This window comes from Chryseobacterium sp. ERMR1:04, from assembly GCF_001297705.1.
Taxonomy (GTDB): domain Bacteria; phylum Bacteroidota; class Bacteroidia; order Flavobacteriales; family Weeksellaceae; genus Chryseobacterium.
In genome coordinates this window covers 126,361-148,973 of the sequence record NZ_LIRF01000003.1, presented here as the reverse complement: position 1 = coordinate 148,973, position 22,613 = coordinate 126,361, and the positions used below count along the sequence as shown (strand labels likewise).

The 22,613-nt window shown below is 34.2% G+C and carries 22 protein-coding genes; 11 read left to right on the top strand and 11 right to left on the bottom strand.

Annotated elements, in window-relative coordinates; all coding sequences use genetic code 11:
* Positions 1 to 35: 35 nt before the first annotated feature.
* From AMQ68_RS00770 to rsmG, 4 genes are all read right to left on the bottom strand, one after another.
* A complete protein-coding gene (locus tag AMQ68_RS00770; protein WP_054508734.1) occupies positions 36 to 2,729 on the bottom strand; it encodes a PD-(D/E)XK nuclease family protein in 2,694 nt (897 codons plus the stop codon).
* Entirely contained in the window at positions 2,726 to 3,262 is a 537-nt protein-coding gene (locus tag AMQ68_RS00765) for a hypothetical protein (protein ID WP_054508733.1), read from the bottom strand. Before AMQ68_RS00765 ends, AMQ68_RS00770 begins: the two co-directional genes overlap by 4 nt.
* A gap of 2 nt (positions 3,263 to 3,264) precedes the next feature.
* Complete coding sequence (locus AMQ68_RS00760) at positions 3,265 to 3,672, bottom strand: hypothetical protein (RefSeq protein WP_054508732.1); 408 nt, start codon at positions 3,670 to 3,672, stop codon at positions 3,265 to 3,267.
* A gap of 64 nt (positions 3,673 to 3,736) precedes the next feature.
* Positions 3,737 to 4,372, bottom strand: a complete 636-nt coding sequence (gene rsmG / locus AMQ68_RS00755) for a 16S rRNA (guanine(527)-N(7))-methyltransferase RsmG (protein WP_054508731.1) — start codon at positions 4,370 to 4,372, stop codon at positions 3,737 to 3,739.
* Positions 4,373 to 4,663: 291 nt separating this feature from the next.
* Here rsmG and AMQ68_RS00750 point away from each other — a divergent pair, with 291 nt between their 5' ends.
* The 5 genes from AMQ68_RS00750 (at position 4,664) to AMQ68_RS00730 (ending at position 10,523) form a co-directional block, all read left to right on the top strand.
* Positions 4,664 to 5,857: a pyridoxal phosphate-dependent aminotransferase gene (locus tag AMQ68_RS00750; RefSeq protein WP_054508730.1), complete on the top strand. Its 1,194-nt coding sequence runs from the start codon at positions 4,664 to 4,666 to the stop codon at positions 5,855 to 5,857.
* A 251-nt stretch (positions 5,858 to 6,108) separates the two neighbouring features.
* On the top strand, positions 6,109 to 9,048 hold the full coding sequence (locus tag AMQ68_RS00745; protein ID WP_054508729.1) for a pitrilysin family protein: 2,940 nt from the start codon (positions 6,109 to 6,111) through the stop codon (positions 9,046 to 9,048).
* Positions 9,049 to 9,195: 147 nt separating this feature from the next.
* The gene (locus AMQ68_RS00740) at positions 9,196 to 9,828 is read left to right on the top strand and encodes a peroxiredoxin (protein WP_054508728.1); all 633 of its coding nucleotides are present in this window, start codon (positions 9,196 to 9,198) and stop codon (positions 9,826 to 9,828) included.
* A 138-nt stretch (positions 9,829 to 9,966) separates the two neighbouring features.
* Positions 9,967 to 10,275: a co-chaperone YbbN gene (locus AMQ68_RS00735; protein WP_054508727.1), complete on the top strand. Its 309-nt coding sequence runs from the start codon at positions 9,967 to 9,969 to the stop codon at positions 10,273 to 10,275.
* Positions 10,275 to 10,523, top strand: a complete 249-nt coding sequence (locus AMQ68_RS00730) for a hypothetical protein (protein WP_054508726.1) — start codon at positions 10,275 to 10,277, stop codon at positions 10,521 to 10,523. Before AMQ68_RS00735 ends, AMQ68_RS00730 begins: the two co-directional genes overlap by 1 nt.
* 173 nt (positions 10,524 to 10,696) lie before the next feature.
* Here AMQ68_RS00730 and AMQ68_RS00725 read toward each other — a convergent pair whose 3' ends face one another.
* Genes AMQ68_RS00725 through AMQ68_RS00715 form a run of 3 tightly spaced genes read right to left on the bottom strand, consistent with a single transcriptional unit; the run spans position 10,697 to position 12,951 of the window.
* Positions 10,697 to 11,383 (bottom strand): Bax inhibitor-1 family protein, encoded by a 687-nt coding sequence (locus AMQ68_RS00725; RefSeq protein ID WP_054508725.1) that lies wholly within the window; start codon positions 11,381 to 11,383, stop codon positions 10,697 to 10,699.
* A gap of 38 nt (positions 11,384 to 11,421) precedes the next feature.
* Complete coding sequence (locus AMQ68_RS00720) at positions 11,422 to 11,874, bottom strand: hypothetical protein (RefSeq protein WP_054508724.1); 453 nt, start codon at positions 11,872 to 11,874, stop codon at positions 11,422 to 11,424.
* A 42-nt stretch (positions 11,875 to 11,916) separates the two neighbouring features.
* Positions 11,917 to 12,951 carry an acyl-CoA reductase gene (locus tag AMQ68_RS00715; protein WP_054508723.1) on the bottom strand — a complete coding sequence of 345 codons (1,035 nt, stop codon included), beginning with the start codon at positions 12,949 to 12,951 and terminating at the stop codon, positions 11,917 to 11,919.
* A 59-nt stretch (positions 12,952 to 13,010) separates the two neighbouring features.
* Here AMQ68_RS00715 and AMQ68_RS00710 point away from each other — a divergent pair, with 59 nt between their 5' ends.
* The 6 genes from AMQ68_RS00710 (at position 13,011) to AMQ68_RS00685 (ending at position 19,671) form a co-directional block, all read left to right on the top strand.
* Positions 13,011 to 13,361, top strand: coding sequence for a 4Fe-4S dicluster domain-containing protein (locus tag AMQ68_RS00710; RefSeq protein ID WP_054508722.1), 351 nt, complete (start codon positions 13,011 to 13,013; stop codon positions 13,359 to 13,361).
* Positions 13,362 to 13,485: 124 nt separating this feature from the next.
* Complete coding sequence (gene serC / locus AMQ68_RS00705) at positions 13,486 to 14,547, top strand: 3-phosphoserine/phosphohydroxythreonine transaminase (RefSeq protein WP_054508721.1); 1,062 nt, start codon at positions 13,486 to 13,488, stop codon at positions 14,545 to 14,547.
* Between the two features lie 88 nt (positions 14,548 to 14,635).
* A complete protein-coding gene (locus AMQ68_RS00700; RefSeq protein ID WP_054508720.1) occupies positions 14,636 to 15,601 on the top strand; it encodes a D-2-hydroxyacid dehydrogenase in 966 nt (321 codons plus the stop codon).
* A 3-nt stretch (positions 15,602 to 15,604) separates the two neighbouring features.
* On the top strand, positions 15,605 to 16,849 hold the full coding sequence (locus AMQ68_RS00695; RefSeq protein WP_054508719.1) for a DUF1015 domain-containing protein: 1,245 nt from the start codon (positions 15,605 to 15,607) through the stop codon (positions 16,847 to 16,849).
* 55 nt (positions 16,850 to 16,904) lie between these two features.
* Complete coding sequence (locus AMQ68_RS00690) at positions 16,905 to 18,311, top strand: M28 family peptidase (protein WP_054508718.1); 1,407 nt, start codon at positions 16,905 to 16,907, stop codon at positions 18,309 to 18,311.
* Position 18,312: 1 nt separating this feature from the next.
* On the top strand, positions 18,313 to 19,671 hold the full coding sequence (locus AMQ68_RS00685) for a M20/M25/M40 family metallo-hydrolase (protein WP_054508717.1): 1,359 nt from the start codon (positions 18,313 to 18,315) through the stop codon (positions 19,669 to 19,671).
* Between the two features lie 337 nt (positions 19,672 to 20,008).
* Here AMQ68_RS00685 and AMQ68_RS00680 read toward each other — a convergent pair whose 3' ends face one another.
* The 4 genes from AMQ68_RS00680 to AMQ68_RS00665 form a co-directional block, all read right to left on the bottom strand.
* On the bottom strand, positions 20,009 to 20,602 hold the full coding sequence (locus AMQ68_RS00680) for a suppressor of fused domain protein (RefSeq protein WP_054508716.1): 594 nt from the start codon (positions 20,600 to 20,602) through the stop codon (positions 20,009 to 20,011).
* Positions 20,603 to 20,849: 247 nt separating this feature from the next.
* Complete coding sequence (locus tag AMQ68_RS00675; RefSeq protein ID WP_054508715.1) at positions 20,850 to 21,389, bottom strand: suppressor of fused domain protein; 540 nt, start codon at positions 21,387 to 21,389, stop codon at positions 20,850 to 20,852.
* Between the two features lie 51 nt (positions 21,390 to 21,440).
* Positions 21,441 to 21,875 carry a DUF2750 domain-containing protein gene (locus AMQ68_RS00670; protein WP_241775015.1) on the bottom strand — a complete coding sequence of 145 codons (435 nt, stop codon included), beginning with the start codon at positions 21,873 to 21,875 and terminating at the stop codon, positions 21,441 to 21,443.
* On the bottom strand, positions 21,826 to 22,557 hold the full coding sequence (locus AMQ68_RS00665) for a DUF4262 domain-containing protein (RefSeq protein ID WP_054508714.1): 732 nt from the start codon (positions 22,555 to 22,557) through the stop codon (positions 21,826 to 21,828). The genes AMQ68_RS00670 and AMQ68_RS00665 overlap by 50 nt, the downstream gene beginning before the upstream one ends.
* Between the last annotated feature and the right edge of the window lie 56 nt (positions 22,558 to 22,613).

The window sequence follows — 22,613 nt, the reverse complement described above, 5'->3', positions numbered from 1 at the left end:
TAATTAATGCGCTTCAGCAATGGAGTGCATTTTATTTAATAAGACTTTACATCCTCAATAAAAGTAAGATTGGGATCTAAAATTTCCAGAATCAGACTTCTGATAGACTTCATCGCATCATCTATACTTCCCTTCTCAAATTGTAAAGAAACGACGCCTTTTCTAGCTTCAGCAAAACTCCAGATTCCCGTTTCTATAGGGAGCCCCCAAAACTCAGGCAGATTCTGAACCACATACTGATAAATACACAACTGTAAAGCTTGTTTTCTTTCGCTGTTAAGGAAATAGTTGTCTACATTATTTTCATCGATTTTTACCGTTAGGTTTTTAATTTTCGCGGTCTTATAATCAATGATTCTTAAAGTCCCGTTAAGGCGGTCAATCCTATCAATAAATCCTAAGAAAGAAATTCGGTTGGTGTTATTTTCATCCAAATAAAAATCAACATTTTCAAACCTTTTTTCGATATCTAAAATCTCTAATTTACTTCCACTTTTCACCAATTCAAGATCGACTCTTAAGACACTTTCAATGACCTTTTTAGCAATGGCCTTGTGAATAAAGTTCATCCCTTTTTCATAGAACTCAGGCTGATGTTTAAGCTTTTCTATCGCCACATCAATATACCTATCTATTGCTTTAATTGATTCTAGTAAATCGTTTTCTTTTAACACCTTACCCTTTAACACTTCATAAACCTCTTGAAGTGAATAATGAACTAAATTTCCATAATTTTTTACAGATAATTCTTCTTCAATTTCGTCTGTTTCAGAGGTCTTCAGAATCTTTGACAAATAGAAATCAATAGGATTATAAAGGTAACTTGTAAGGTGCGATGCCGATACTTTCTCTTTCCATTTCTCAAGACGTTCCAAGACAATATCAGTCTTTGGAATTTCGATAGGCTGAGTGGTAATAGGCTCGGAAGAATTCTCAATAATTAAGTGTTCAATATCATGAGAACTTTCCATTTCAATCTGGGTGATAAATCTACTTTTTTCCCCTGTATTCACCCCTGAACTTAACGCATTAAATAACAAATGAACATTCTGTGCATCCTGTATCAATCGATAAAAGTGATAGGCATAAATACTGTCATTTTCCAGGAAGGTATGAAGATCGAAAAACCTTCTGATATCAAAAGGAATGTAGGTATTCTGAGAATTCCCCAAAGGTAATTTTCCTTCGTTCACAGAAAGCATGATCACATTTTCAAAATTCAAAAGACGGGTTTCCAAGAGTCCCATAATTTGTAACCCACGCAAAGGTTCCCCTTGAAAATCAATACTCTCCGTATTCACGTGTTGATTGATCAAAATTTCCAATGTTTCCATTTTAATTTGGAAATCATACGGAGTCACCTGATTTTTTATAATTCTAAACGCATTTTCAAAATGAGAAACGTTTTCATACTGAATATCATCTATTTCCAGCCACTTGATCTTCTTACAAAAGTCGATAAGCAAATCGAGATAGACATTCGTGGAATTTGCTTTTTCAAGCAAATTAAAATAAGAAAGCTCACTTAAAAGCTCATGCAATAACTTTCTTGAAATATAAACGATATTCCTCTCCTCTATTTTAGATTTAAACTGAATGATAATCTGCTCATCTTCAATAGATTTCGGAAGCTCTTCAAGAATAGGAAAAACATCTCGGTAGTAATAAGAAGATTTATTTTTTTCTAATTGTTTCTGCAAATAAAACAGTTGTTTTATCGCATTAGAAAACGACAAATTCTTCAAAGGAAAACCCATGGTAATATTCAGGTTTTCAACAGCGTTCATCACATCTAAACTTGCAGGAAGCAAGTTTTCATCCAACAAAACAACTGCGGTATTTGAATAGGTTTTATTCTCTATTTCTTTAAAAATTTCAGGAAGAATTTTTGTCTGGGTTACATTCCCTGAAACCTCGTAAACTTTTATATTTTTCGGTTGGTTAAAGTCATCCTCAATCCATTGAAAAGCTCTGCTGTCATTAAATTCTTTCCATGTTTTATGATGTCTCAGAAACTTTCCGGCTTCCTGCCTTTCATCATCAAAATAATAATGATCTGCCTGAAAAAAGCATTGCGCCTTATCCCACTGCAAAAGACTTCTTACTAATTTTTCTTCAACCGGAGTAAAGGCGTTAAATCCACAAAAAACAAATTTATCGGGCGTGTTTTTAGCAAAATCAATGATCTTCGATTTAGCTGTTTCGTGAATCATTCCGGATGTTGCCCAATTTTTTTCCTGTAGCTTTTCTTTTAAAACAGGAAGAAAAACATTCATATTTCTCCAAAAATTAAGGAATTTTTTTCTGGGAACATCATCATCCTCTCCCAGATCCTGAGCCCATTCTTTGATTCTTTCTTCATCAAACATATATTGTAAAACTGCCTGATCACTTTCAGAAAATTTTAAAATATCATCCCAATCCTTTTGCAACGTAGGAAACCATTTCAAGAAATCGGCAAAATCATCGTTGGGAATAAGATTGAGGCTTTTATATACATCAAATGCAAAAAGCCAAACTGAGATGCCCTGAATTGGCTGTTTATCTGCTATCTGATCTATTAATTCTTCGATTGTAAAAAAGTTGGGAAGAAACCCGGAGTAATTATTTTCTTCTAAAATCTGTCTGATAAAAACGATAGGACGTTTTCCGGGCAAAACAATATTAAATGCAGAAAGATCTGTATTTTGAGCTAATAATTCGTTGATTATTTTATTGAGGAATTTCAAGAGGCTTTATAACTTTTTAGATTTTCTAATTCTTCGGCGATTGTGCGGTCATATTCAGTTTGTTTAGCTTCATCCATCCCATGTTTGGTATCTTTATCATATACCACCTGAAAGCTTTTGTAATCATTGGAAATTCGATGATAAATACCTTGAAAACTTTTATTAAAATCGCCTGAAGTCTTTATTTTTTCCTGAACTTCTTTTCTCAGTTTGCGCGCAAATATTTCTGCAATATCAAAATGTTTCTGCTCATGCCCTAAAATATAATCATTGATTTTTTTGGCATCTTTCCAGGATTTATCTTCGTTGAAAATAGTTTCAATTTTAATGGTGACAGGAGATTTTGGGTTGGAGGATTTTACCACAGAATATATCCAACCGCAGTTTGTATAAGCAACAACGTTGGTCCCGCGTTGATTATTTATATTGCTTTTAAAATTATTCCAGTTGAGTTTTATGTCTTCTTTCCAAACAATCTTTTGTCCTAATAAAATATTGGTTATCAATAAACAAACTACAAAAATCCATTTCATTATTATTGAACTACAATTGTTTTGGTGATCCAGTTATTCCCCCCATTCCAAAATTTAAAACTATACGTCCCAATCTTTTGTGGACTAAAATTTATTTGACTTGCCACCACGTGATTTCCCTGTATACAAGGCCCGCCCGTTATAAATTTATAGGCGGTAACTGTTCTTGCTAAATTGTTGTTATAGATATAATCATACCCGTAAAAGCCCTCACATTGTGAAGAATATGCAGAATATGTTTTAATACTTTGTACCGTGAAAACAGCCATCGTATCTTTCACCACTTTCACACTATCAATCTTTATTTTAGCTATGGATTCGATGGTTTGATAATCATCTTCGTCATTACAGGAAGTAAAGAATAATCCTAAAACTACTGCTGAAAACCCAATTTTTAAAAGTTTTTTCATAACACTTTACAATTTTTGATTATTAATACATAATTAGCAAAAATTATTCATTAATTACTATAAATTAAGAATTAAAATTACCTTTTGATAGATAAACTACCCTTTTAGTATCAAAAAATTCTTCATCAAAATAGTTTTTAAGATTGTAGATCTCACATTTAAGTCCGGCAAGCTCCTCTGCAAGGTCTCCTCCTTTTAAATATAAAATCCCGTTGTGTTTTGTATTGATTTGTTCTTTTTCAAATTTGCCTTTCAACCATCTCAGGAATTCCGGCATCTGAGTCACCGCTCGGCTTACCACAAAATGGAATTTTTCTTTTACTTTTTCGGCTCTTCCGTGGATCGCCGTAACATTGGTAAGTCCAACCCCTTCTGCAACCGCATTTACTACACTTATTTTCTTCCCGATAGAATCTACCAATGTAAACTGTACTTCAGGAAATAAAATAGCCAAAGGAATTCCAGGAAAACCACCACCGGTTCCAATATCCAGGACTTTAGTTCCGGGAGCAAACTCCATCACTTTTACGATTCCCAACGAGTGTAAAATATGTTTTTCATACAGAGACTCCATATCTTTTCGGGAAATCACGTTGATTTTTTCATTCCACTCATTGTAAAGTGCTTCCAATTTTGTGAACTGCTCAATCTGTGTTTCTGTAAGATCAGGAAAGTATTTTAATAGTAACGATATAGACATGTGAATTATTATAATTGGCAAAAATAAGTTTTTATTGGCGTTATTCAAATTTTGAAATCCCCCAAAATCATAAAACTGTAGTTCTAGGCCGAATAAAAAAACATCAATTATAAAAAATTAAGCTTGAATATTAATTTTAGCTATAAAAACCGTCAAAAAAGTTAACAAATAAGTAGTAATCTAAATCTCGTGATTAAAAATAAACTAGATAAAAATCATTAAAATAGAAATACTTTTATTTCCCGACAAAACGTTTTTATTATATATTTGTTAGAATACAAAAAATACTACATGAGCAAACTTTCAGATAGAGTAACAAGACTAGGCTTTTCACAAACTTTTGTAATGTCTAACAAGGCAAGAGAAATGAAAGCGAATGGAATAGATGTAATAAGTTTAACGCTTGGAGAACCCGATTTCGATGTTCCAGACAATATAAAACAAGCGGCTTTTGATGCCATTAATGAAAATTACAGTCACTACTCTCCCGTTCCGGGATTTTTAGAACTTCGTGAAGCTATTGCTCACAAATTAAAAAGAGATAACAACTTAAGCTATAAGCCTACACAGATTTGTGTTTCTAATGGGGCTAAACAGGCCATCATTAACGTGTTAGCAGCCATCATTAACGATGGTGATGAAGTAATACTTCCTGCGCCGTATTGGGTAAGTTATGATGAAATGGTAAAAATGATGGGAGGAAACTCTGCTATAATTGCCACTTCATATGTAAATGATTTTAAAATTACTGCAGAGCAATTAGAAGAAGCCATTACTGATAAAACAAAAGCGGTATTATTTAGTTCTCCTTGTAATCCGTCAGGTGGATATTATACATATGACGAGTTGAAATCTTTAGCTCAGGTTATTGCTAAATATCCTCACATCACAATTATCTCTGATGAGATCTACGAATACATCAACTACGAAACAAAAACAACTTCTATAGCTCAGTTTCCTGAAGTATATGAGCAGACAGCTGTAATCAACGGGATGTCAAAAGCTTTCGCAATGACAGGTTGGAGAATCGGTTATTCTGCATGTCCGGAATGGTTGGCAAAAGCTTGTGAAAAAATTCAGGGTCAAATGACGAGCGGTGCGAACACAGTAGCTCAAAGAGCCTCTATCGTAGCTTTACAGACTGATCCTTCTGAATACAAATACATGATTGATGCCTTTAAAACAAGAAGAAACTTGGTGTATGATCTCATGAAGGAAATTCCTGGTTTTAAAGTTCTTTTACCTAAAGCAGCGTTTTATTTCTTCCCGGATATCTCTCATTACATCGGTAAAACACTAGATGGCACAGAAATTAAAGATGCTGATGATTTTGCCATGTTTATCTTAGAAAATGCTCACGTAGGATGCGTAGGTGGTGTTTCATTTGGAAGCCCTGAATGCATCAGATTCTCTTATGCTGCTTCAGAAGAAGAGTTAAAAGAGGCAATGAGAAGAATTAAAGATTTATTAAGCAAGTTCAATTAATCAAATTACGAATACTTAAACTTTCACTTTGACCACAAAAGAGGCCAGAAATTATCATATCAGTTATTTTAAGTTTATTATTAAGCTACCAATAAGAGCATACCAATTAAAAAAAATCTTATTGTATTGAGCAGAGTCGAAATAGTACCCTTATCAATAACTGAATTTCAACAGATAACTTTTGCATCTTTTGTAGTCAAGGTTTTTTCGTTGAAGCAAAAAAAAATTAAAACATAACCACCCATAAAAGAATGAACTTTTTCAAAAAAATAACCATCGCGTCCAGTATTGCAGCGGCAAGTTTCACAGGCTACACTTTCGGACAGGACTTTCAATGGAAAGAAGCAAAATCTAACGGATACTCTTACAAATACGTAACAAACGACCCTACTTCAGCAAGATATTACAAGCTGCAAAATGGGTTAACCGTGATTTTAAGCCCAACCAGCAAAGACCCAAGAATCCAGACCTATATCGCTACAAAGGCGGGAAGCAAAACTGATCCTTCTGACCACACCGGTCTTGCGCATTATTTGGAGCACATGCTTTTCAAAGGAACAGATCAATTCGGTTCTAAAGACTGGGCAAAAGAAAAACCCCTTTTAGACAAGATTGATGCTCTTTATGAGAAATACAATCAAACGACAGACGAGGCAAAAAGAAAAGAAATCTACAAAGAAATTGATAAAGTTTCAGGAGAGGCTTCAAAATTTGCTATCGCCAATGAATACGACAAAATGATGGCGGGAATGGGTGCAGACGGATCCAATGCCTTCACTTCTTTTGAGCAAACGGTATACACAGAAGATATCCCTGCCAATGTTACGGATAAATTTTTAGCCGTACAGGCAGAAAGATTCAGAAAACCTATTTTAAGACTTTTCCATACAGAACTGGAAGCTGTTTACGAAGAAAAAAACAGAGGGCTAGATAACGATCCGAGAAAAGTATACGAATCTATGTTTTCTGCTATTTTCCCTAACAACAATTATGGAAAACAAACAACTATCGGAACTGTTGAGCATTTGAAAAACCCTTCTTTAACAGCTATCAGAGAATATTTCAACAATTATTATGTTCCTAATAATATGGGAATTATCATGTCTGGAGATTTCAATCCGGATGAGATGATTGCAAAAATAGATAAAGCTTTTTCTTACATGAAGTCGAAGCCGGTTCCTGAATATAAAATAGGTCAGGAAAAACCAATTACCGCTCCTATTACAAGAGAAGTTTTCGGTCCGACTCCTGAAAACATCACAATCGGTTTCAGATTCCCGGGCGCTACCACAAAAGATGCGAGATTATTGAATCTTGTAGGAAGCATGCTTACCAATGGTCAGGCAGGATTGATAGATTTAGATTTAGTAAAAAAACAAAAATTATTGGGCGCCTACGCCTTCCCGTATGTTTTAAAAGATTATTCGGTTCTTTTACTACAGGGAAACCCTACGGAAGGTCAATCGCTGGATGAAGTTAAAACGTTATTGCTTCAGGAAATTGATAAATTAAGAAAAGGGGAATTTTCCGATGATCTTATTCAATCTATTGTATCTAACGAAAAGAAAAACCTGATCCAGAAAGATGAGAAATATTCTTCAAGAGCAGATATTTTAATGGACGAATTTACATCTGAGGTAGATCACAAAGTAGCGTTAGAATATATTGATGAAATTTCCAAGCTTACGAAGAAAGACATTATGGATTTTGCTTCAAAATATCTTCAAGACAACAATTACGTTGCGGTTTACAAGAGAAAAGGCGAAGACAAAAACATTGTAAAAGTAGACAAGCCTACTATTACTCCGATTTCTGTGAACAGAGAAGACCAATCTCCTTTCCTTAAAAAGGTTGATGAAATGCCTGAAGCGGCTATTGCTCCGGTTTGGTTGAACTACGATAAAGACATTGCTAAAAATAAATTAGGAAACATTGATGTTCTTTCTGTAAAAAATACAGACAATGCTTTATTCAGAATGTACTATCATTTTGACTCCGGGAAATGGAACAACAAAATCCTTCCTTTAGCAGCAGAATATTTAGAATATTTAGGAACAAAAGATAAATCTTCAGAGGCGATCAGTAAAGAATTTTACAAGTTAGCGTCAAGCTTCAATGTAAGCACAGGGAATGAAGAAACCTATGTTACTTTGGAAGGATTAAATGAAAATTTCGATAAAACAGTTTCTTTATTCGAAGACCTAATTAAAAATGCTCAGGCAGATCCAAAAGCACTGGAATCTTACAAAGCAAGACTAAAGAAATCCAGAGCTAACGCAAAACAAAATAAAGCAACGATCATGGCTGGATTGAGAAGCTATGCTCAGTATGGTGCTCAAAACCCATTCAACAATGTTTTAAGTGATGCCGAATTGGATGCTTTAAAAGCAGAAGACTTAATTAATGTTCTTCATGATTTGTTCAACTTCAAACATAAGGTATTGTATTATGGACCAAAAACAGGAAATGAAGTTGTCGCTTCTTTAACTCCGGTTCATAAACTTCCTGCAACATTAAAGGAATTACCGAAGTCTAAAACTTTTGCGCAAGTTTCAACAGATCAAAACAAGGTCTTATTTGCTCATTATGATATGGTACAGGCTGAAATCTTCTGGGTACGAAATGCAGAGCAGTACAACCCTACTATTACGCCTACAGTAAGTTTATTCAACAACTATTTTGGTGGCGGAATGGGATCTATTGTTTTCCAGACCATCAGAGAGTCTAAAGCATTAGCGTATTCTACATATTCTTACTTCTCGCTTCCTAGTAAAAAAGAAGATAAAAATATCGTGACCGCTTATGTAGGAACTCAGGCAGATAAATTTAATGATTCTACCTTAGCAATGAACGAGCTTCTAACAACGCTTCCAAAATCTGACCAGTTATTTGAAACAGCGAAGAATGGATTGAAAAAATCTATTGCCTCTGAAAGAATTACGCAGGATGGGATTATCTTCTCTTATCTGAAAGCGCAAAAGCTTGGAAACAACTTCGATATCAGAAAGAATGTTTACGAACAGGCTCCCAAACTAACGTTTACAGATATCAATACCTTCCATGATAAGGAGATGAAAGGCAAAAGCTTTACATACTGTTTAGTTGCCTCTCAAGATAAAGTAAATGAGGCGGATATGAAAAAATTAGGTGATGTAAAAAAACTTAATTTAAACGAAATATTCGGTTACTAAAATAAATGAAAAGCTCTGTTTCCAGAGCTTTTTTCTTTCAACAAATCAAAAACAATTATAGATTTTATTTATCAAAACAAGCTTGTTCGATAGATGAAATAATCTTATCTTTGCCTAAGAAAATTTAAATATAAAAACGAGAAAATTATGTCTTTAGTAGGAAAAAAATTCCCGAATGTAACGGTAGACGCAATGTCTGAAATGGGTGATGATCTTAAAATCAACATCTTTGAAGAAACAACTAAAAACCAACAAAAAGTTATTTTGTTCTGGTATCCAAAAGATTTCACTTTTGTATGTCCAACTGAGCTTCACGCTTTTCAGGAGGCTTTAGGTGAATTCGAAAAGAGAAACACCAAAGTAATTGGTGCTTCTTGTGACACAAACGAAGTACACTTCGCTTGGTTGAACGTTTCAAAAGATAACGGAGGTATCGAAGGAGTAACTTATCCACTTTTAGCTGATACCCACAGACAATTGGCTAATATCTTAGGAATTGTAGATCAGGATTTCGAATATAACGATGATGGAGAAGAAGTTTACACAGGTTCTAATGTAACGTACAGAGCGACTTACCTAATCGACGAAACTGGAAAAGTTTTCCATGAGTCTGTAAACGATATGCCTTTAGGAAGAAACGTAAAAGAATATTTAAGATTGATTGACGCTTACACGCACGTTCAAAAGCACGGTGAAGTTTGTCCTGCAAACTGGGAAGAAGGAAAAGATGCAATGAAAGCTGATAGAAATTCAACTGCTGAATATTTATCAAAAAATTAATATCTAATTTTAATATAACAATGTAGCAATCTAACAATGTAGCAATTCTTGTCATTCTGAACGAAGTGAAGAATCTTATTGTTACACTGGTAAATTATTAGATTGCTACATTGTTTATTTTATTCTAAAAAATAAACAATGTATACAGAATTAACAGAAGATACGTTACAAAATATAGTAGCAGACAACGAAAAAGTTGTGGTGCAATACGGAGCAACATGGTGTGGAAACTGCAGAATTATGAAGCCTAAATTCAAAAAATTAGCTTCTGAAAACGACAGCATTCCTTTTCTTTATGTAGATGCAGAAAAATTACCGGAAAGTAGAAAATTAGCTAAAGTGGACAACTTACCTACTTTTGCGATCTTCAAAAATGGCGAATTGGTCAACCAGGTTCAATCTAACCAAGCAGAAAGTTTAATTAACCTTTTTAATGAATTAGCATAATGAAGTTACCCGTAATAAGACAATTTTACCAAAATCAAACCCCTGAAAATCTTGAAAAAACGTTAGAAGTTTTAGAGAGTTTCAGCGAATTCAGAGGAACAAGCGAAGAAGACCTAAACGTTACAGGTGAATTGATTACAAACATCTGTGGAGCATTGGAAGTTCACGCTAACGTTCAAAACGGAATGAGTGAAAAAGATGCTTTAAATTCTTTTGCTCAAAAGGTTTTAGGATCAATTGATAAATAAAACTTAAACACTAATACCACAAATATTTCACGAATCTACACCAATTAAGCTTATAAAAATTTAGGGTTTATTTGTGACAAAATTAGTTTCATTTGTGTTTAAACCACCAAAAATAAAATCCCGATGAAAAGACATCAGGATTTTTTGGGTTTATAAAATTTCTTTACTTTATATTAGCTTCTTCTGCTCATTAAAATACTTAAGATATACCAGAACAATAGCATAATAGATGCGAAAAGCTGTAATGCAGCTCCTACATACTGATTGGTAGCGTAAGACTCTTTAAGTTTACTTGTTTGATACAAAATAGTTGCAGAAGCCAGGATTACCATTCCTACAGAGAACCAAAGTCCAAGATTGAACCCGAAAATCATTCCGGCAACAATCAATCCTAGCGCGATAAATCCACCGATCACAATAATATTTCTTAAAAAAGAAAAATCTCTTTTAGAAGTAAAAGCTACTGCCGAAATTCCTGCAAACATAGCCACTGTTAATGTCGCAGCCTGAAAAATAACCTGCGCTCCGGAATACACCATCGCAATGTAAATTAACGGTAAGAAAATAACCGCTTCAAGCAAAACATAGAATCCAAGTCCCATATATTGCGTTGATTTACTTTGTGAAAGCGACCATTTTGCAGCCAACACTGAAGCCAGCCAAAATACTCCGATAATTAACAACCAAGCAAATCTTTGAGCGAACATCGCAACAATTAATTGCTCAGGTACCACTTTCAATAAAACCGCTTCAACCCCGATAAATGCGAGGATCGCTAAAGCAACGTGTAAATACGTCTTCTTGTAAAAACTAGCCTTTTCTACATCTGTAGATTGAGCTACTAAAACATCTGTCATCATAGTTTATATTTTTTATTTAAATATAATTAAATTTTAACTTATTTCCCAGCCTTATACGGCTTAATCCCTAAGATCTTTCCGTCTTCTTCAAAAACAGCGGTAATAATTTCTTTCGGATCCTGAGATTTATCGTCCGAATATTTATACTGAATCATAGGATAATTACCTCCATTCACCAATGATTTATACCCGGTCTTAAAGATCTCCATCTTCTTATTAGAATCAATATCTTCCGATAGCTTCTTATACACTTCATCTGTAACAACCTGCCTTGATTTATCAGAAAGTAAAGCATCCATTGCTTTTCTGTCAGAAGATTTCAACGCACTGATAAACTGCAAGAACTTTCCATTGAACAATTCTTTTTTCTCTTTGCTGAGTTCAAGCTTCTGCTCTGTTGTTTTAGCCTCCTTTATGGTAAGACTTTTTACTTTCTGCGAAAAAAAGACCTGCGCCGTAAGAACAGAAAGGATTAAAATTGTTTTTTTCATAAATTTCGTGATTGAGTGTAATTATATTGAAGATACGAAGAATTAAATTACTTCTAAAAATTTCATCGTATCTACATTGTCTGCATAGGTATCCAAACCTGGATTTTGTGCTTGACCAAAATATACAGAATCTAAGCCAAGTTCTTCTTTAGCCACAATACACTGAATATTTTCTTCATTTTCAGCAATAAAACTTTTAACATCATCCAAAGAAGAATATCTGCTGAAATTAATCACAGAAAGTGGACTGAATAATTTATCATCCTCCTTCATCATCACAAAATTATTATCCCAGAATTTATCCTGATTTAAAAGATAAACCGCTCTGTTGTATTCATAATTGTTTGCATATTTATTATGATTGATGACATCCTGAAAGCCTACAAAACTTTCAAATAATCTGTCGATTACAAAATCCTGTGGAATTAAAATTCTTGTTACATTTCTGCAACCCAACCCGAAATACTGGAAAATATCATTGGCCAAAAGCTTCAATTCTTCCACCGTTTCATCACCTTTTAAAACAGCAATTGACGTTCTGTTTTTACGGATAATATTCAGATGCTTTTTAAAATAATACTCTAGATACCTTGCCGTATTATTGCTTCCTGTTGCAATCACCGCATCAAAGTTTTCTAACCTTTCAATAAACTCATATTCAACGTTATTATCAGAAAGCTCTTTCCATTTTTTTAATAAAAAAGGAACCATCAATTTGTCTTTTGAAGACAATTTAATAACCGGAATATGGTTGCTCAACACTACAGAAATCACATCATGCAATCCTACCAAAGGAATGTTTCCAGCTAAGATCAACCCTACTCTTTTTGTTGTTTTAGAGACAGAATATTCCTTAAGCCAATTCTTTATATTTTCTTCCGTGAGGAGATCCGACCATTGCTGTAAAGCAAATTTCTGATTATCAATGGTAAACCACGGGTTTTCCATTTCAGACTTTCTTAATAATAATTCAAAATCAGAATCATTCTCATTATAGTCTGCTGAATTTTTTGCTAAAAACTCTTTTATCCAATTACTTAGGTTAATAAGTCCTAAAACTTGATTTTCGATATTCATAATTACTGTAAAATTGGGGAATATTTTGTAATTTTGTGCAAATTTAAAAAAAATTAGCGATGGCTATTAAAATAACTGATGAATGCATTAATTGCGGGGCCTGTGAACCAGAGTGTCCTAATAATGCAATATATGAAGGAGCAGTAGATTGGAAAGCTTCCGAGGGTACTGAGCTTAAAGGTACTGTCACATTGCCATCAGGACTTACAGTGGATGCAGATGCACCACAAGAGCCTGTGAATGATGATGTTTATTTTATTGTAACAGATAAGTGTACGGAATGCAAAGGATTCCATGAAGAGCCACAGTGTGCAGCGGTTTGCCCAGTAGATTGCTGTGTTCCTGATGAGGATCATGTAGAATCTGAAGAAGCCCTGCTTAATAAGAAAGCATTTTTACACGGTGAATAAAAAACGCCGTCTCAGCCAGTATGAGACGGTTTTTTTAAGCATATATTTCAAAAATCTAAATTAAGATAGTAAAAATCAAAGTGCAAGCACGAAAGTTCTTGTAAAAACCAAAAAAAATAAAAATATGAGCAAAAAGCACAACTTCAGCGCAGGACCATGTATCTTACCACAAGAGGTATTCGAAAAATCGGCAGAAGCTATTTTGGATTTTAACGGTATTGGTTTATCTCTTCTTGAGATCTCTCACAGAAGCAAAGATTTCGTAGCGGTAATGGACGAAGCGCGTGCGATTGTAAAAAGATTAATGAACCTTGGTGACGAGTATGAGGTTTTGTATTTAGGAGGTGGCGCCAGTCTGCAATTTGCAATGGTTCCTTACAATTTATTGAAAGTTGGAGGAAAAGCGGCTTACCTAAACACAGGAACTTGGGCTGCAGGAGCCATCAAGGAAGCAAAAAAATTAGGTGATGTGGATGTTGTAGGTTCTTCAAAAGAAGAAAACTACTCTTTCGTTCCTAAAGATTATACAGTAGGTTCAGAATACGATTATTTCCACTGTACTTCAAACAATACCATTTACGGAACTCAAATGAAATCTTTCCCGGAAGTAGATACTTTGATGGTTTGCGACATGAGTTCTGACATTTTCTCCAGACAGCTAGATTTCTCTAAATTTGATTTGATCTATGCAGGAGCTCAGAAAAACATGGGTCCGGCAGGTGTTACTTTAGTGATCATCAAAAAAGAGATCCTTGGAAAAACAGGAAGAGAAAATATGTTGTCTATTTTAGATTACTCTCAGCATATTTCAAAAGAATCAATGTATAATACCCCACCGGTTTTCCCTGTGTATGCGTCTTTATTGACTTTACAGTATTTAGAAAAACATGGAGGAATTGCTGCTGCTGAGGCAAGAAACGAAGCAAAAGCAAAACTTTTATACGATGAGATTGATACGAATCCGTTATTTGAGACGTTTTGTGTAAAAGAAGACCGTTCTTTGATGAATGTTTCTTTCAAGATAACAGACGAAAGCAAAAAAGAAGCGTTCGATAATGCCTGGAAAACTGCCGGAATCAGTGGATTAAACGGACACAGAAGCTTAGGAGGATACAGAGCGAGTTTATACAATGCCTTACCTATTGAAAGTGTACAGGTATTGGTAGACGTAATGAAATCTATATAAATTTAAAAAATATAGCATTGTAACAATTTATCATTGAATTTTATATACATGCTAAATTGTTACATTTGCACATTGAGAAACTAATCATATGAAAGTTTTAGCTAACGACGGAATTTCCGAAGCAGGACGAAAAGCATTGCAAGATGCCGGAATTGAAATTTTGGACAACCGTGTTGCCCAAGATCACGTTATTAATTTTATCAACGAAAATAATGTGGATGTCCTTTTGGTAAGAAGTGTAACGAAAGTAAAGCAAGATATGATCGATGCCTGTCCGAATCTTCAAATCATTGGAAGAGGCGGTATCGGGATGGATAATATTGATGTTGAATATGCCCAAAGTAAAGGCATTAAAGTAATCAATACGCCGGATGCCTCTTCAAAATCGGTGGCAGAATTGGTTTTTGGCCATTTCTTTTCACTGGCAAGATTCCTTCACGAATCCAACAGACTGATGCCATTGGAAGGAGAAACGCATTTCAATGCAATGAAAAAATCTTTCAGCAATGCGTATGAACTTTCCGGTAAAACTTTAGGGGTTATCGGCTTCGGAAGTATTGGTCAGGAAGTGGTGAAGATGGGAATTGCATTGGGAATGAAAATTAAAGTATTAACCAGAAAACCCAAAACAAAAGTTGTTACCTTAGACTTTTTTGACGGACAGACGGTTAACTTTGAAATCACTTCAACAAATGACTCAGATGCTTTCTACAAAGACACTGATTTCATTAGCATTAACACGTCAAAAACAAACGAATATATCATAGACACCGAACAGTTTGAGAAAATGAAAGACGGTGTTTATATTGTGAATACTGCAAGAGGTGGCGTTATGAATGAAGTTGCTTTAATTGATTTTATTGAATCAGAAAAAGTAGCTGGTGCAGCCTTAGACGTTTTTGAAAACGAACCTACCCCCGAGTTGCCTTTATTGATGAATCCTGCATTATCTCTTTCTCCTCATGTTGGAGGAAACACCATAGATGCTCAGGAAAAAATCGGACTGGAACTTGCAGAACAAATTATTAAGCTACAAAAAGAAACTATAAAATAAAATATGCCTATTTTTAAACCATTTCGCGGAATAAGACCTCACAAAGACTTTGAGAGCACTTTCCCTACGCATCCTCTTGATAATTTTACGCAGGAAGAAATCGCAGAGAAAGCTCAAGTTGAAAATACTTACATCAACATGATTAAACCTTATGTTGTAAGTAAATCTAAAGATATTGACCGAAATCTAAGGAAGATTCGATCTACTTTTGAAGAATTACTGGAAGATAAAAAATTGGTTCAGGATAGTTCGGCATATTACCTTTATGAACAAATTTACCCTAATAAACAGATCTTTAGAGGATTGCTTGGTTTAGCAAGTATAGAGGATTTCTGGAGCGGAAAGATCAAAAGACATGAAAGTACCATTCCTCAGAAAAAGGAGAAACTGGCACATTATCTTGAAAAAGTAAACCTGCAGGCAGAACCTGTATTGCTTACCTACCCTTCCAATTCAAAGATAGAATTATTAATGAATCACGAGGAGAAAAATGTTCCGATTTTCAATCATGTGGATACCATAGGCATTAGACACAAGATCTGGAGAATTGATAACCGTTTGAAATTACAACAGTTTAAAGAAGTTATCGATCAGATCGACGCATTTTATATTGCGGACGGGCACCACAGAATTGGTTCCACTGCATTGAATGCTAAGTTTCATAAAGACAAGAACAAAAGACACAACGGTACAGAAGCGTATAACTTCGTGTACAGTTTTATAGTTTCCAACCAGTCTATTAAAATTCACGATTACAACAGAATTGTAAGCGATCTTAATAATTTAGAAACAGCGGATTTTTTAGCACAGTTAGATCAATATTTTCTAATTCACGAGAAAGATGGAACGGCATATTATCCTTCTCAAAAGTTTCACATTTCGATGTATCTGGATGGTAAATTCTATTCTCTTCACGTAAAACATGAGCTTCGTTCTCAAGAGATGTCATTGGATAATCTAGACCACCATCTTATTGATAAATATATCTTTAAGAGTATTTTAAAAATTGATGATCCGGACAGTTCAGATAAAATCTCTTATGTAAAAGGGACTTCAAACATTCAGGGAATCAATATTTTAAAAGATAAAATAGACAATGGTGAGGGTCGTGTTGGCTTTGGAATTTATCCGGTAAGTTTTAATGATATGATCAAAATTTCAGATCTGAAATTAAGCATGCCTCCAAAATGTACATTCATTGAACCTAAATTGGTTACAGCCCTTTTAATGTACGACATGAAACAATAATATATTCTTAATTTTTTCCTACTTTTATGCACGGAAAAGAAAAGGTACCCAACAAATGAAAAGAATATTCATTATCATACTTCCACTCTTTTTGAGTGGATTTTTATTTTCTCAAAAAAAACCTCAGAAAAAGCCTGTCAAAAAAGGAATCGTTACCAAATTAAACTATCATGATGAGTTTAAAAAGATCTCTGATGAAATCATGACCAACGGCGCTGCCTATGAAAATCTTGGCGAACTTACCAAAGGAGTAGGATCTCGTTTTAGTGCGACTCCCGGTTATATAAAGGCGGTAGAATGGGCAGAAAAAAAGCTTAAAGAGGCCGGTATTGAAATGATCTGGAGACAGGAAGTAAAAGTTCCGGTTTGGATAAGAGGAAAAGAATCTCTGCAAATAAAAGCAGCGAATGGAGATTGGAAAAACATTCAAATGCTTTCTTTTGGGAATTCTGAAGGAACCGGAGGAAGAGATCTTGTGGGTGAGATTGTTCAAATCAACACCACTTCTGAGCTTAACGCTTTATCGATCGGACAATTAAAAGACAAAATTGTTTTCGTAAACCTTCCGATAGATCCTAAAATCATTAATACAAGTGATTCGTATTTAATTACCGCAAAATCAAAGTTAATTTCCGCTTCTGTTATTTCTAAAACTGGTGCAAAAGCTTTAATTATAAGATCATTAACCACCGCATCTAATGATACTCCACATGCAAAAATGGTGTATTACGAACCGGACGACAAGGTGAAAATTCCTGCGCTATCTATCGGCGTAAAATCAGCAGATGAACTGGAAAAATTATTAAAGAAACAGAAAATAACGGCAAAACTCAATATGTCTGCCGAATCAAAAGGCGACACCACCAATCCGAATATCATTGCTGAAATTCAAGGTAAAAAAGATTCTAAGGTGATTGTTTTGGGAGCTCAGCTAGATTCCTGGGATTTTGCTGAAGGGGCTCATGATGACGGAACCGGAGTGGTTCAGTGTATTGAAGTATTGAGAACATTAAAAGCCTTAGGCTTTGAAAATAACCATACGATCCGAGTGGTATTGTATGCAAATAGTGAAAATGGCGGACAAGGCCGTGAAATGTACGCAGCTTACGTTAAAAAGAGAGACGAAAAGCACATTTTCGCGTTAGGAACCGATGCAGGAGGTTATTCGCCAAGAGGTTTTGCATTAGATATGTCTCCTCAAAGAAGAAGGTTGATATTTGACTGGAAAAACTATTTTCTCCCGTATGGCATTTATGATTTTGATCAAACGGATGCTATTCAGGATATTTCTCCTTTGAAAAAACTGGATATTCCCTTGGCAGAAATGGTGGTAGACACCCAAAGATATTTCGATTATCATCATTCGGTTGAAGATACCTTCGATAAAGTAAACAAAAGAGAACTTCTTTTAGGCGCAGTGGCCATGACTCAAATGATTTTTATGATTGATAAAAACTGGTAAAATGAAAAAACTATTAGGAACATCATTATTACTTCTTAGCTTGACCGTTTTTGGTCAGGTAAAAGAAGACTCAATACAATTCAGTAAGATCTCTGTAGAGATTTTAAACAACGGAAAAGGCTATACAGAATTAAGAGATTTAACTAAAAATATTGGTCACCGTTTAAGCGGCTCCGAATCTTATGAAAAGGCCGTAAAATGGGCAGTACAAAAATTAAAAGAAGCAGGCGCTGATAAAGTCTGGCTTCAGGAAGTGATGATCCCGGTCTGGGAAAGAGGGAAAGAATCTTTACAGATAAAAACCTCCAACGGAACATGGAAAAGCCTTAAAATGCTGTCTTTAGGAAATTCTGAAGGAACAGGTGGAAAAGATATTTCCGGAGACATTATCATGGTGAAATCTATGGCAGAATACGAAAGTCTTCCTGCTGAAAAAGTGAAAGATAAAATCGTTTTCTTCAACTACCCTTTCAGCCAGTCTTTTGTAGAGACTTTTAAAGGATATAGTGATGCCGCTAAATACCGAGTGAATGCTGCTACATTAACCGCTAAAAAAGGAGGTAAATTTGCAATTATCCGCTCACTTTCTTCTGCTTTTGATGACGTGCCTCATACAGGTGCCATGCGCTACGAGGATAAAATCAATAAAATCCCTGCCGTTGCCATCGGAAATACCACAGCAGATGAATTGGAAAAACTTCTAAAAAGTCAAACCATTTCTGCGAAACTTAATTCCAATTGCGGAATGAAAGCCGACAAACTCTCCCACTCTGTTATCGGTGAAATCACAGGTAAAAAAGATAAAAGTGTAATCGTTGTGGGTGGACATTTAGATTCTTGGGACGTAGGTGAAGGTGCCCATGATGACGGTGCCGGAATCGTGCAAAGTATTGAAGTCTTAAGAACCTTCAAAAAATTAGGAATTCAAAATAACCATACGATACGAGTAGTTTGCTTCGCGAATGAAGAAAACGGGGTAAAAGGAGGAATTCAATATGGTAAAACAGCCAAAGAAAATAATGAAAAACACCTGTTTGCGATAGAAACAGATGCCGGAGGTTTTACGCCACGAGGAATTGCCTTGGAAATGGATGATACCAAAAGAAATCAGATTAAAAGCTGGTCTGGTTTATTTTTACCCTACGGAGTCTATGATTTTCAAGGAAAATATTCTGGGACAGATATCTATCCGCTTCATGACATGGGAGTTCCCACCGCTGAGCTGGTTCCCGATTCCCAACGTTATTTCGACATTCACCATACCGAAGAAGATACGTTTGAAAAGGTTAACCGCCGAGAGCTTCTTTTAGGAGCAGTGGCCATGACGCAGTTGATTTATATGATTGATAAGAATTGGTAAGATATAGGAAAACCACTGAGTGTTCAGTGGTTTTTGTTTTATTCAACTTTTAAAATTTCTATTTTTTTTACGCTGGTGCGAGCATATCGCCATAAGTGTTCGAAACCTCATTCTGGATTTAAAATTTCATTTACTTTATCAGGATCCTTACCGCATCTTTCCACAATATCTTTAATAATTAGAACTTCTAACTCTTGGGCAGTAAGACTCTAACCCTTTTGTTTCCACATAAAGATTATCTACTACATTTATTTGAACTCCTTTGTATGTTATCATTTTTCTTAATCGAATATCATCTAAAAAGTGGGTTTTGATACCCTCACCAAAATATAGCTTCTTAAATAGCCGATTTTCTATTAATATCAAATATGTCAATATCTTTTTCCTGAAACATGTCTTCTAATGCTGATGCACCATTTTCCATTTTATATTCGAGTTCTTTATCAGAAATCGGAATACACAAAAGCCAATGTACAGTTTTCTTTTCAAGCTGCAATGGTTCTAATTTATCCTCCCATAAAAAGGGTGATACAAACATAATATGTTTCATCTCAGAAGTTTCACAGTACATTTCAACAATTCTCATGAACACTGAACCTGGTTGACATTCCCACCCCTTATTAATAATATAAAACCCTGATGTGGAAAGAATATTAGCCAACATGTTAAATTCGGTGTATCCGCCAATTAAAAGCTCTATTGGAATATCTTTAAAGCTATTATCATTCATTTCAATTTTATTGGGGTAATCGGAAACACCTATCGTACCACAAATTTTTATTTTTGGATAAAGTGGATCATCACATGTGAAAATATCAATAATTTGTTTTTTTTCTTTGTCATAATGACGATCAATCATTTTATTAATACCGACAATATTTGTTATATAATCAGATAATTTTTTGTTTTCTTCAGAAGTTTGTTGAGACATAACTTAATTTTTTATATAATATGTTTGTATTAATCCACAATTAATAACCATAAAGAATTAAAACCAGCAACCTCAATCGTATTAATACTATTTTTGATAAAGTATAATTAATGTACAGTGGGATACGAGGAAGATCCTCGCACCACCGTGGTGCAAACCTTCAGTATATAAATAGTTAATATTCCATCATTCTTATTTTTAAAAATTAGCACATCATTTTGATATGCTAATTTTAATATAAATTGATTTACCAAAAGTACTTATCCCTATTTAAATCCCATAAATTATCTACTTCGTTCTCCTCAAGAAATTCTTCAAAACTATTCCATCCTTTCTCTTTTATCAATTGGGCTTCTTCATTATAAATAGGAATTATAAGAGGAAAAATTACATTTTTGTTTTCTAATTTTAGTTGCTGTAAATTATCATCAAAATAAAATGGTAAAGTAAAGTATAATGAATTCATTTGAGTTTGTGAAGTCATTGTAAAATCAAATGATAAAACGTCACCCCTACGCACACCGTTTCCTGCATCAATTAAATATTCAGCAAAGCTGGTTAGAAATGAGGCTATTTCATTTTCATTATATTTTGCCATACAGACAAAAATAAATTCATAATAATAATCTATAAAATATCGATTCATTCCAAGTGTAGAATATGTCCTAATCTCTTCGAAAGGAATATTATCATATACTGAAATTGTAAGATTATATTTTTTATCTACAATATCTGTAGCTCTGGATATTGTACCAATGTACTTTTCTAAATGTTCTACTACCTTCATCTAATGAATGCTTTAAAAAAGCCATAATTTGTGGCTTTCCTGGTAATGTTTTTACTGTATCTTTTCAAGTTCTTCATTTAAATCTCGCGTAAATTCTTGGAGATTTACTACAAAGCCTGTCATATCGTAAATTGGAAAAACATTGATTAAACAATCCCTTTCAGTAATAAAATCCATAATTTCATCTTCTAAATCATCAAGACTAAGCTCTTTAATTGTATATTTCTCCCAACCACCAATTTTACACAACTCGGCATATTCTTTTGCACTCCATAAAGGAAGCAATTTGTAGTCATCTAATTCTGAAAGTACATATTCTCCATCTTCATCAAGTATTGTGAAAAATGTTTCCCAATCTGCTACCTTTTTGATAAAGTATTTATACCTTTCGATAGGTTCTAATGACACTACGTTTTCAATTTCTTTTTGGTTCATCTTATTCCCAATTGTTCCATTCTGAATTCTCATCTTCTCTCCATAATCCATCTTCGATATTTAATTTTAAAATAGCTTTCAATGAATCATCGATCCCCAATAAAGTAGCTATTGGAACCACTCTTAAATTATCTTTATCTACATCTTCGCCATTTTGAGTAAATGCTTCCCATTCATTTTCTTCCCACCTTGTTACTTCAGTTATTTTTTCACCAAATAAAGCATTTAATTCGGTTGTTACTTGCGAATCTCTAGGCACGTCCAAGTCCCATTTAACTTTATCATCCAACCACTTCCAGATTATATTTTTAGCGTCCCATCTTTCCGACATATTTGGAATATCTAATGTATAATGATCATTGTCAGATAAAATTTGATATGCCTTAAAAGTTTCAACTTTAAAATAGTCATAAACCCCAAGCATCATTAATTTGCTCCATGATTCATCAACTTGTATAAGTTTAAATACTCCCTGTCCTTCTATTTCTACAGAAAATTCTCTTATGTTTAAGTCTGCAGTTAATTTAGGAACGATGGAATTAAAAATTCTTAAAATATCTTCATAGAGATAGTTTACATTTCCGGCAAGGACTAATTCAAATTGCAGCCTTTCTAAATTTCCAATTGTATATGCAAATCTTGGATTCTCACTTGTTTGGACTACAGTGATATGAAAATTATCTCTTTCAATATTATTTTTAATTTTATTGAAAAACTCTTCTTTATTGTTCATTTATATTGCGTTAGTTAAGAACTAGCGTATAATTAGATACGCTAATTCTTAAATTA

Bases quoted from the DNA above. Each gene is read 5' to 3' on its own strand.
- AMQ68_RS00665 (WP_054508714.1), bottom strand. From the start codon at position 22,557: ATGAACAATAAAGAAGAGTTTTTCAATAAAATTAAAAATAATATTGAA.
- AMQ68_RS00730 (WP_054508726.1), top strand. From the start codon at position 10,275: ATGAAGTTACCCGTAATAAGACAATTTTACCAAAATCAAACCCCTGAA.
- AMQ68_RS00680 (WP_054508716.1), bottom strand. From the start codon at position 20,602: ATGTCTCAACAAACTTCTGAAGAAAACAAAAAATTATCTGATTATATA.
- AMQ68_RS00710 (WP_054508722.1), top strand. From the start codon at position 13,011: ATGGCTATTAAAATAACTGATGAATGCATTAATTGCGGGGCCTGTGAA.
- rsmG (WP_054508731.1), bottom strand. From the start codon at position 4,372: ATGTCTATATCGTTACTATTAAAATACTTTCCTGATCTTACAGAAACA.
- AMQ68_RS00715 (WP_054508723.1), bottom strand. From the start codon at position 12,951: ATGAATATCGAAAATCAAGTTTTAGGACTTATTAACCTAAGTAATTGG.
- AMQ68_RS00685 (WP_054508717.1), top strand. From the start codon at position 18,313: ATGAAAAAACTATTAGGAACATCATTATTACTTCTTAGCTTGACCGTT.
- AMQ68_RS00735 (WP_054508727.1), top strand. From the start codon at position 9,967: ATGTATACAGAATTAACAGAAGATACGTTACAAAATATAGTAGCAGAC.
- AMQ68_RS00750 (WP_054508730.1), top strand. From the start codon at position 4,664: ATGAGCAAACTTTCAGATAGAGTAACAAGACTAGGCTTTTCACAAACT.
- AMQ68_RS00745 (WP_054508729.1), top strand. From the start codon at position 6,109: ATGAACTTTTTCAAAAAAATAACCATCGCGTCCAGTATTGCAGCGGCA.
- AMQ68_RS00695 (WP_054508719.1), top strand. From the start codon at position 15,605: ATGCCTATTTTTAAACCATTTCGCGGAATAAGACCTCACAAAGACTTT.
- AMQ68_RS00765 (WP_054508733.1), bottom strand. From the start codon at position 3,262: ATGAAATGGATTTTTGTAGTTTGTTTATTGATAACCAATATTTTATTA.
- AMQ68_RS00670 (WP_241775015.1), bottom strand. From the start codon at position 21,875: ATGGATTATGGAGAGAAGATGAGAATTCAGAATGGAACAATTGGGAAT.
- AMQ68_RS00760 (WP_054508732.1), bottom strand. From the start codon at position 3,672: ATGAAAAAACTTTTAAAAATTGGGTTTTCAGCAGTAGTTTTAGGATTA.
- AMQ68_RS00720 (WP_054508724.1), bottom strand. From the start codon at position 11,874: ATGAAAAAAACAATTTTAATCCTTTCTGTTCTTACGGCGCAGGTCTTT.
- AMQ68_RS00700 (WP_054508720.1), top strand. From the start codon at position 14,636: ATGAAAGTTTTAGCTAACGACGGAATTTCCGAAGCAGGACGAAAAGCA.
- AMQ68_RS00690 (WP_054508718.1), top strand. From the start codon at position 16,905: ATGAAAAGAATATTCATTATCATACTTCCACTCTTTTTGAGTGGATTT.
- AMQ68_RS00675 (WP_054508715.1), bottom strand. From the start codon at position 21,389: ATGAAGGTAGTAGAACATTTAGAAAAGTACATTGGTACAATATCCAGA.
- AMQ68_RS00725 (WP_054508725.1), bottom strand. From the start codon at position 11,383: ATGATGACAGATGTTTTAGTAGCTCAATCTACAGATGTAGAAAAGGCT.
- AMQ68_RS00740 (WP_054508728.1), top strand. From the start codon at position 9,196: ATGTCTTTAGTAGGAAAAAAATTCCCGAATGTAACGGTAGACGCAATG.
- serC (WP_054508721.1), top strand. From the start codon at position 13,486: ATGAGCAAAAAGCACAACTTCAGCGCAGGACCATGTATCTTACCACAA.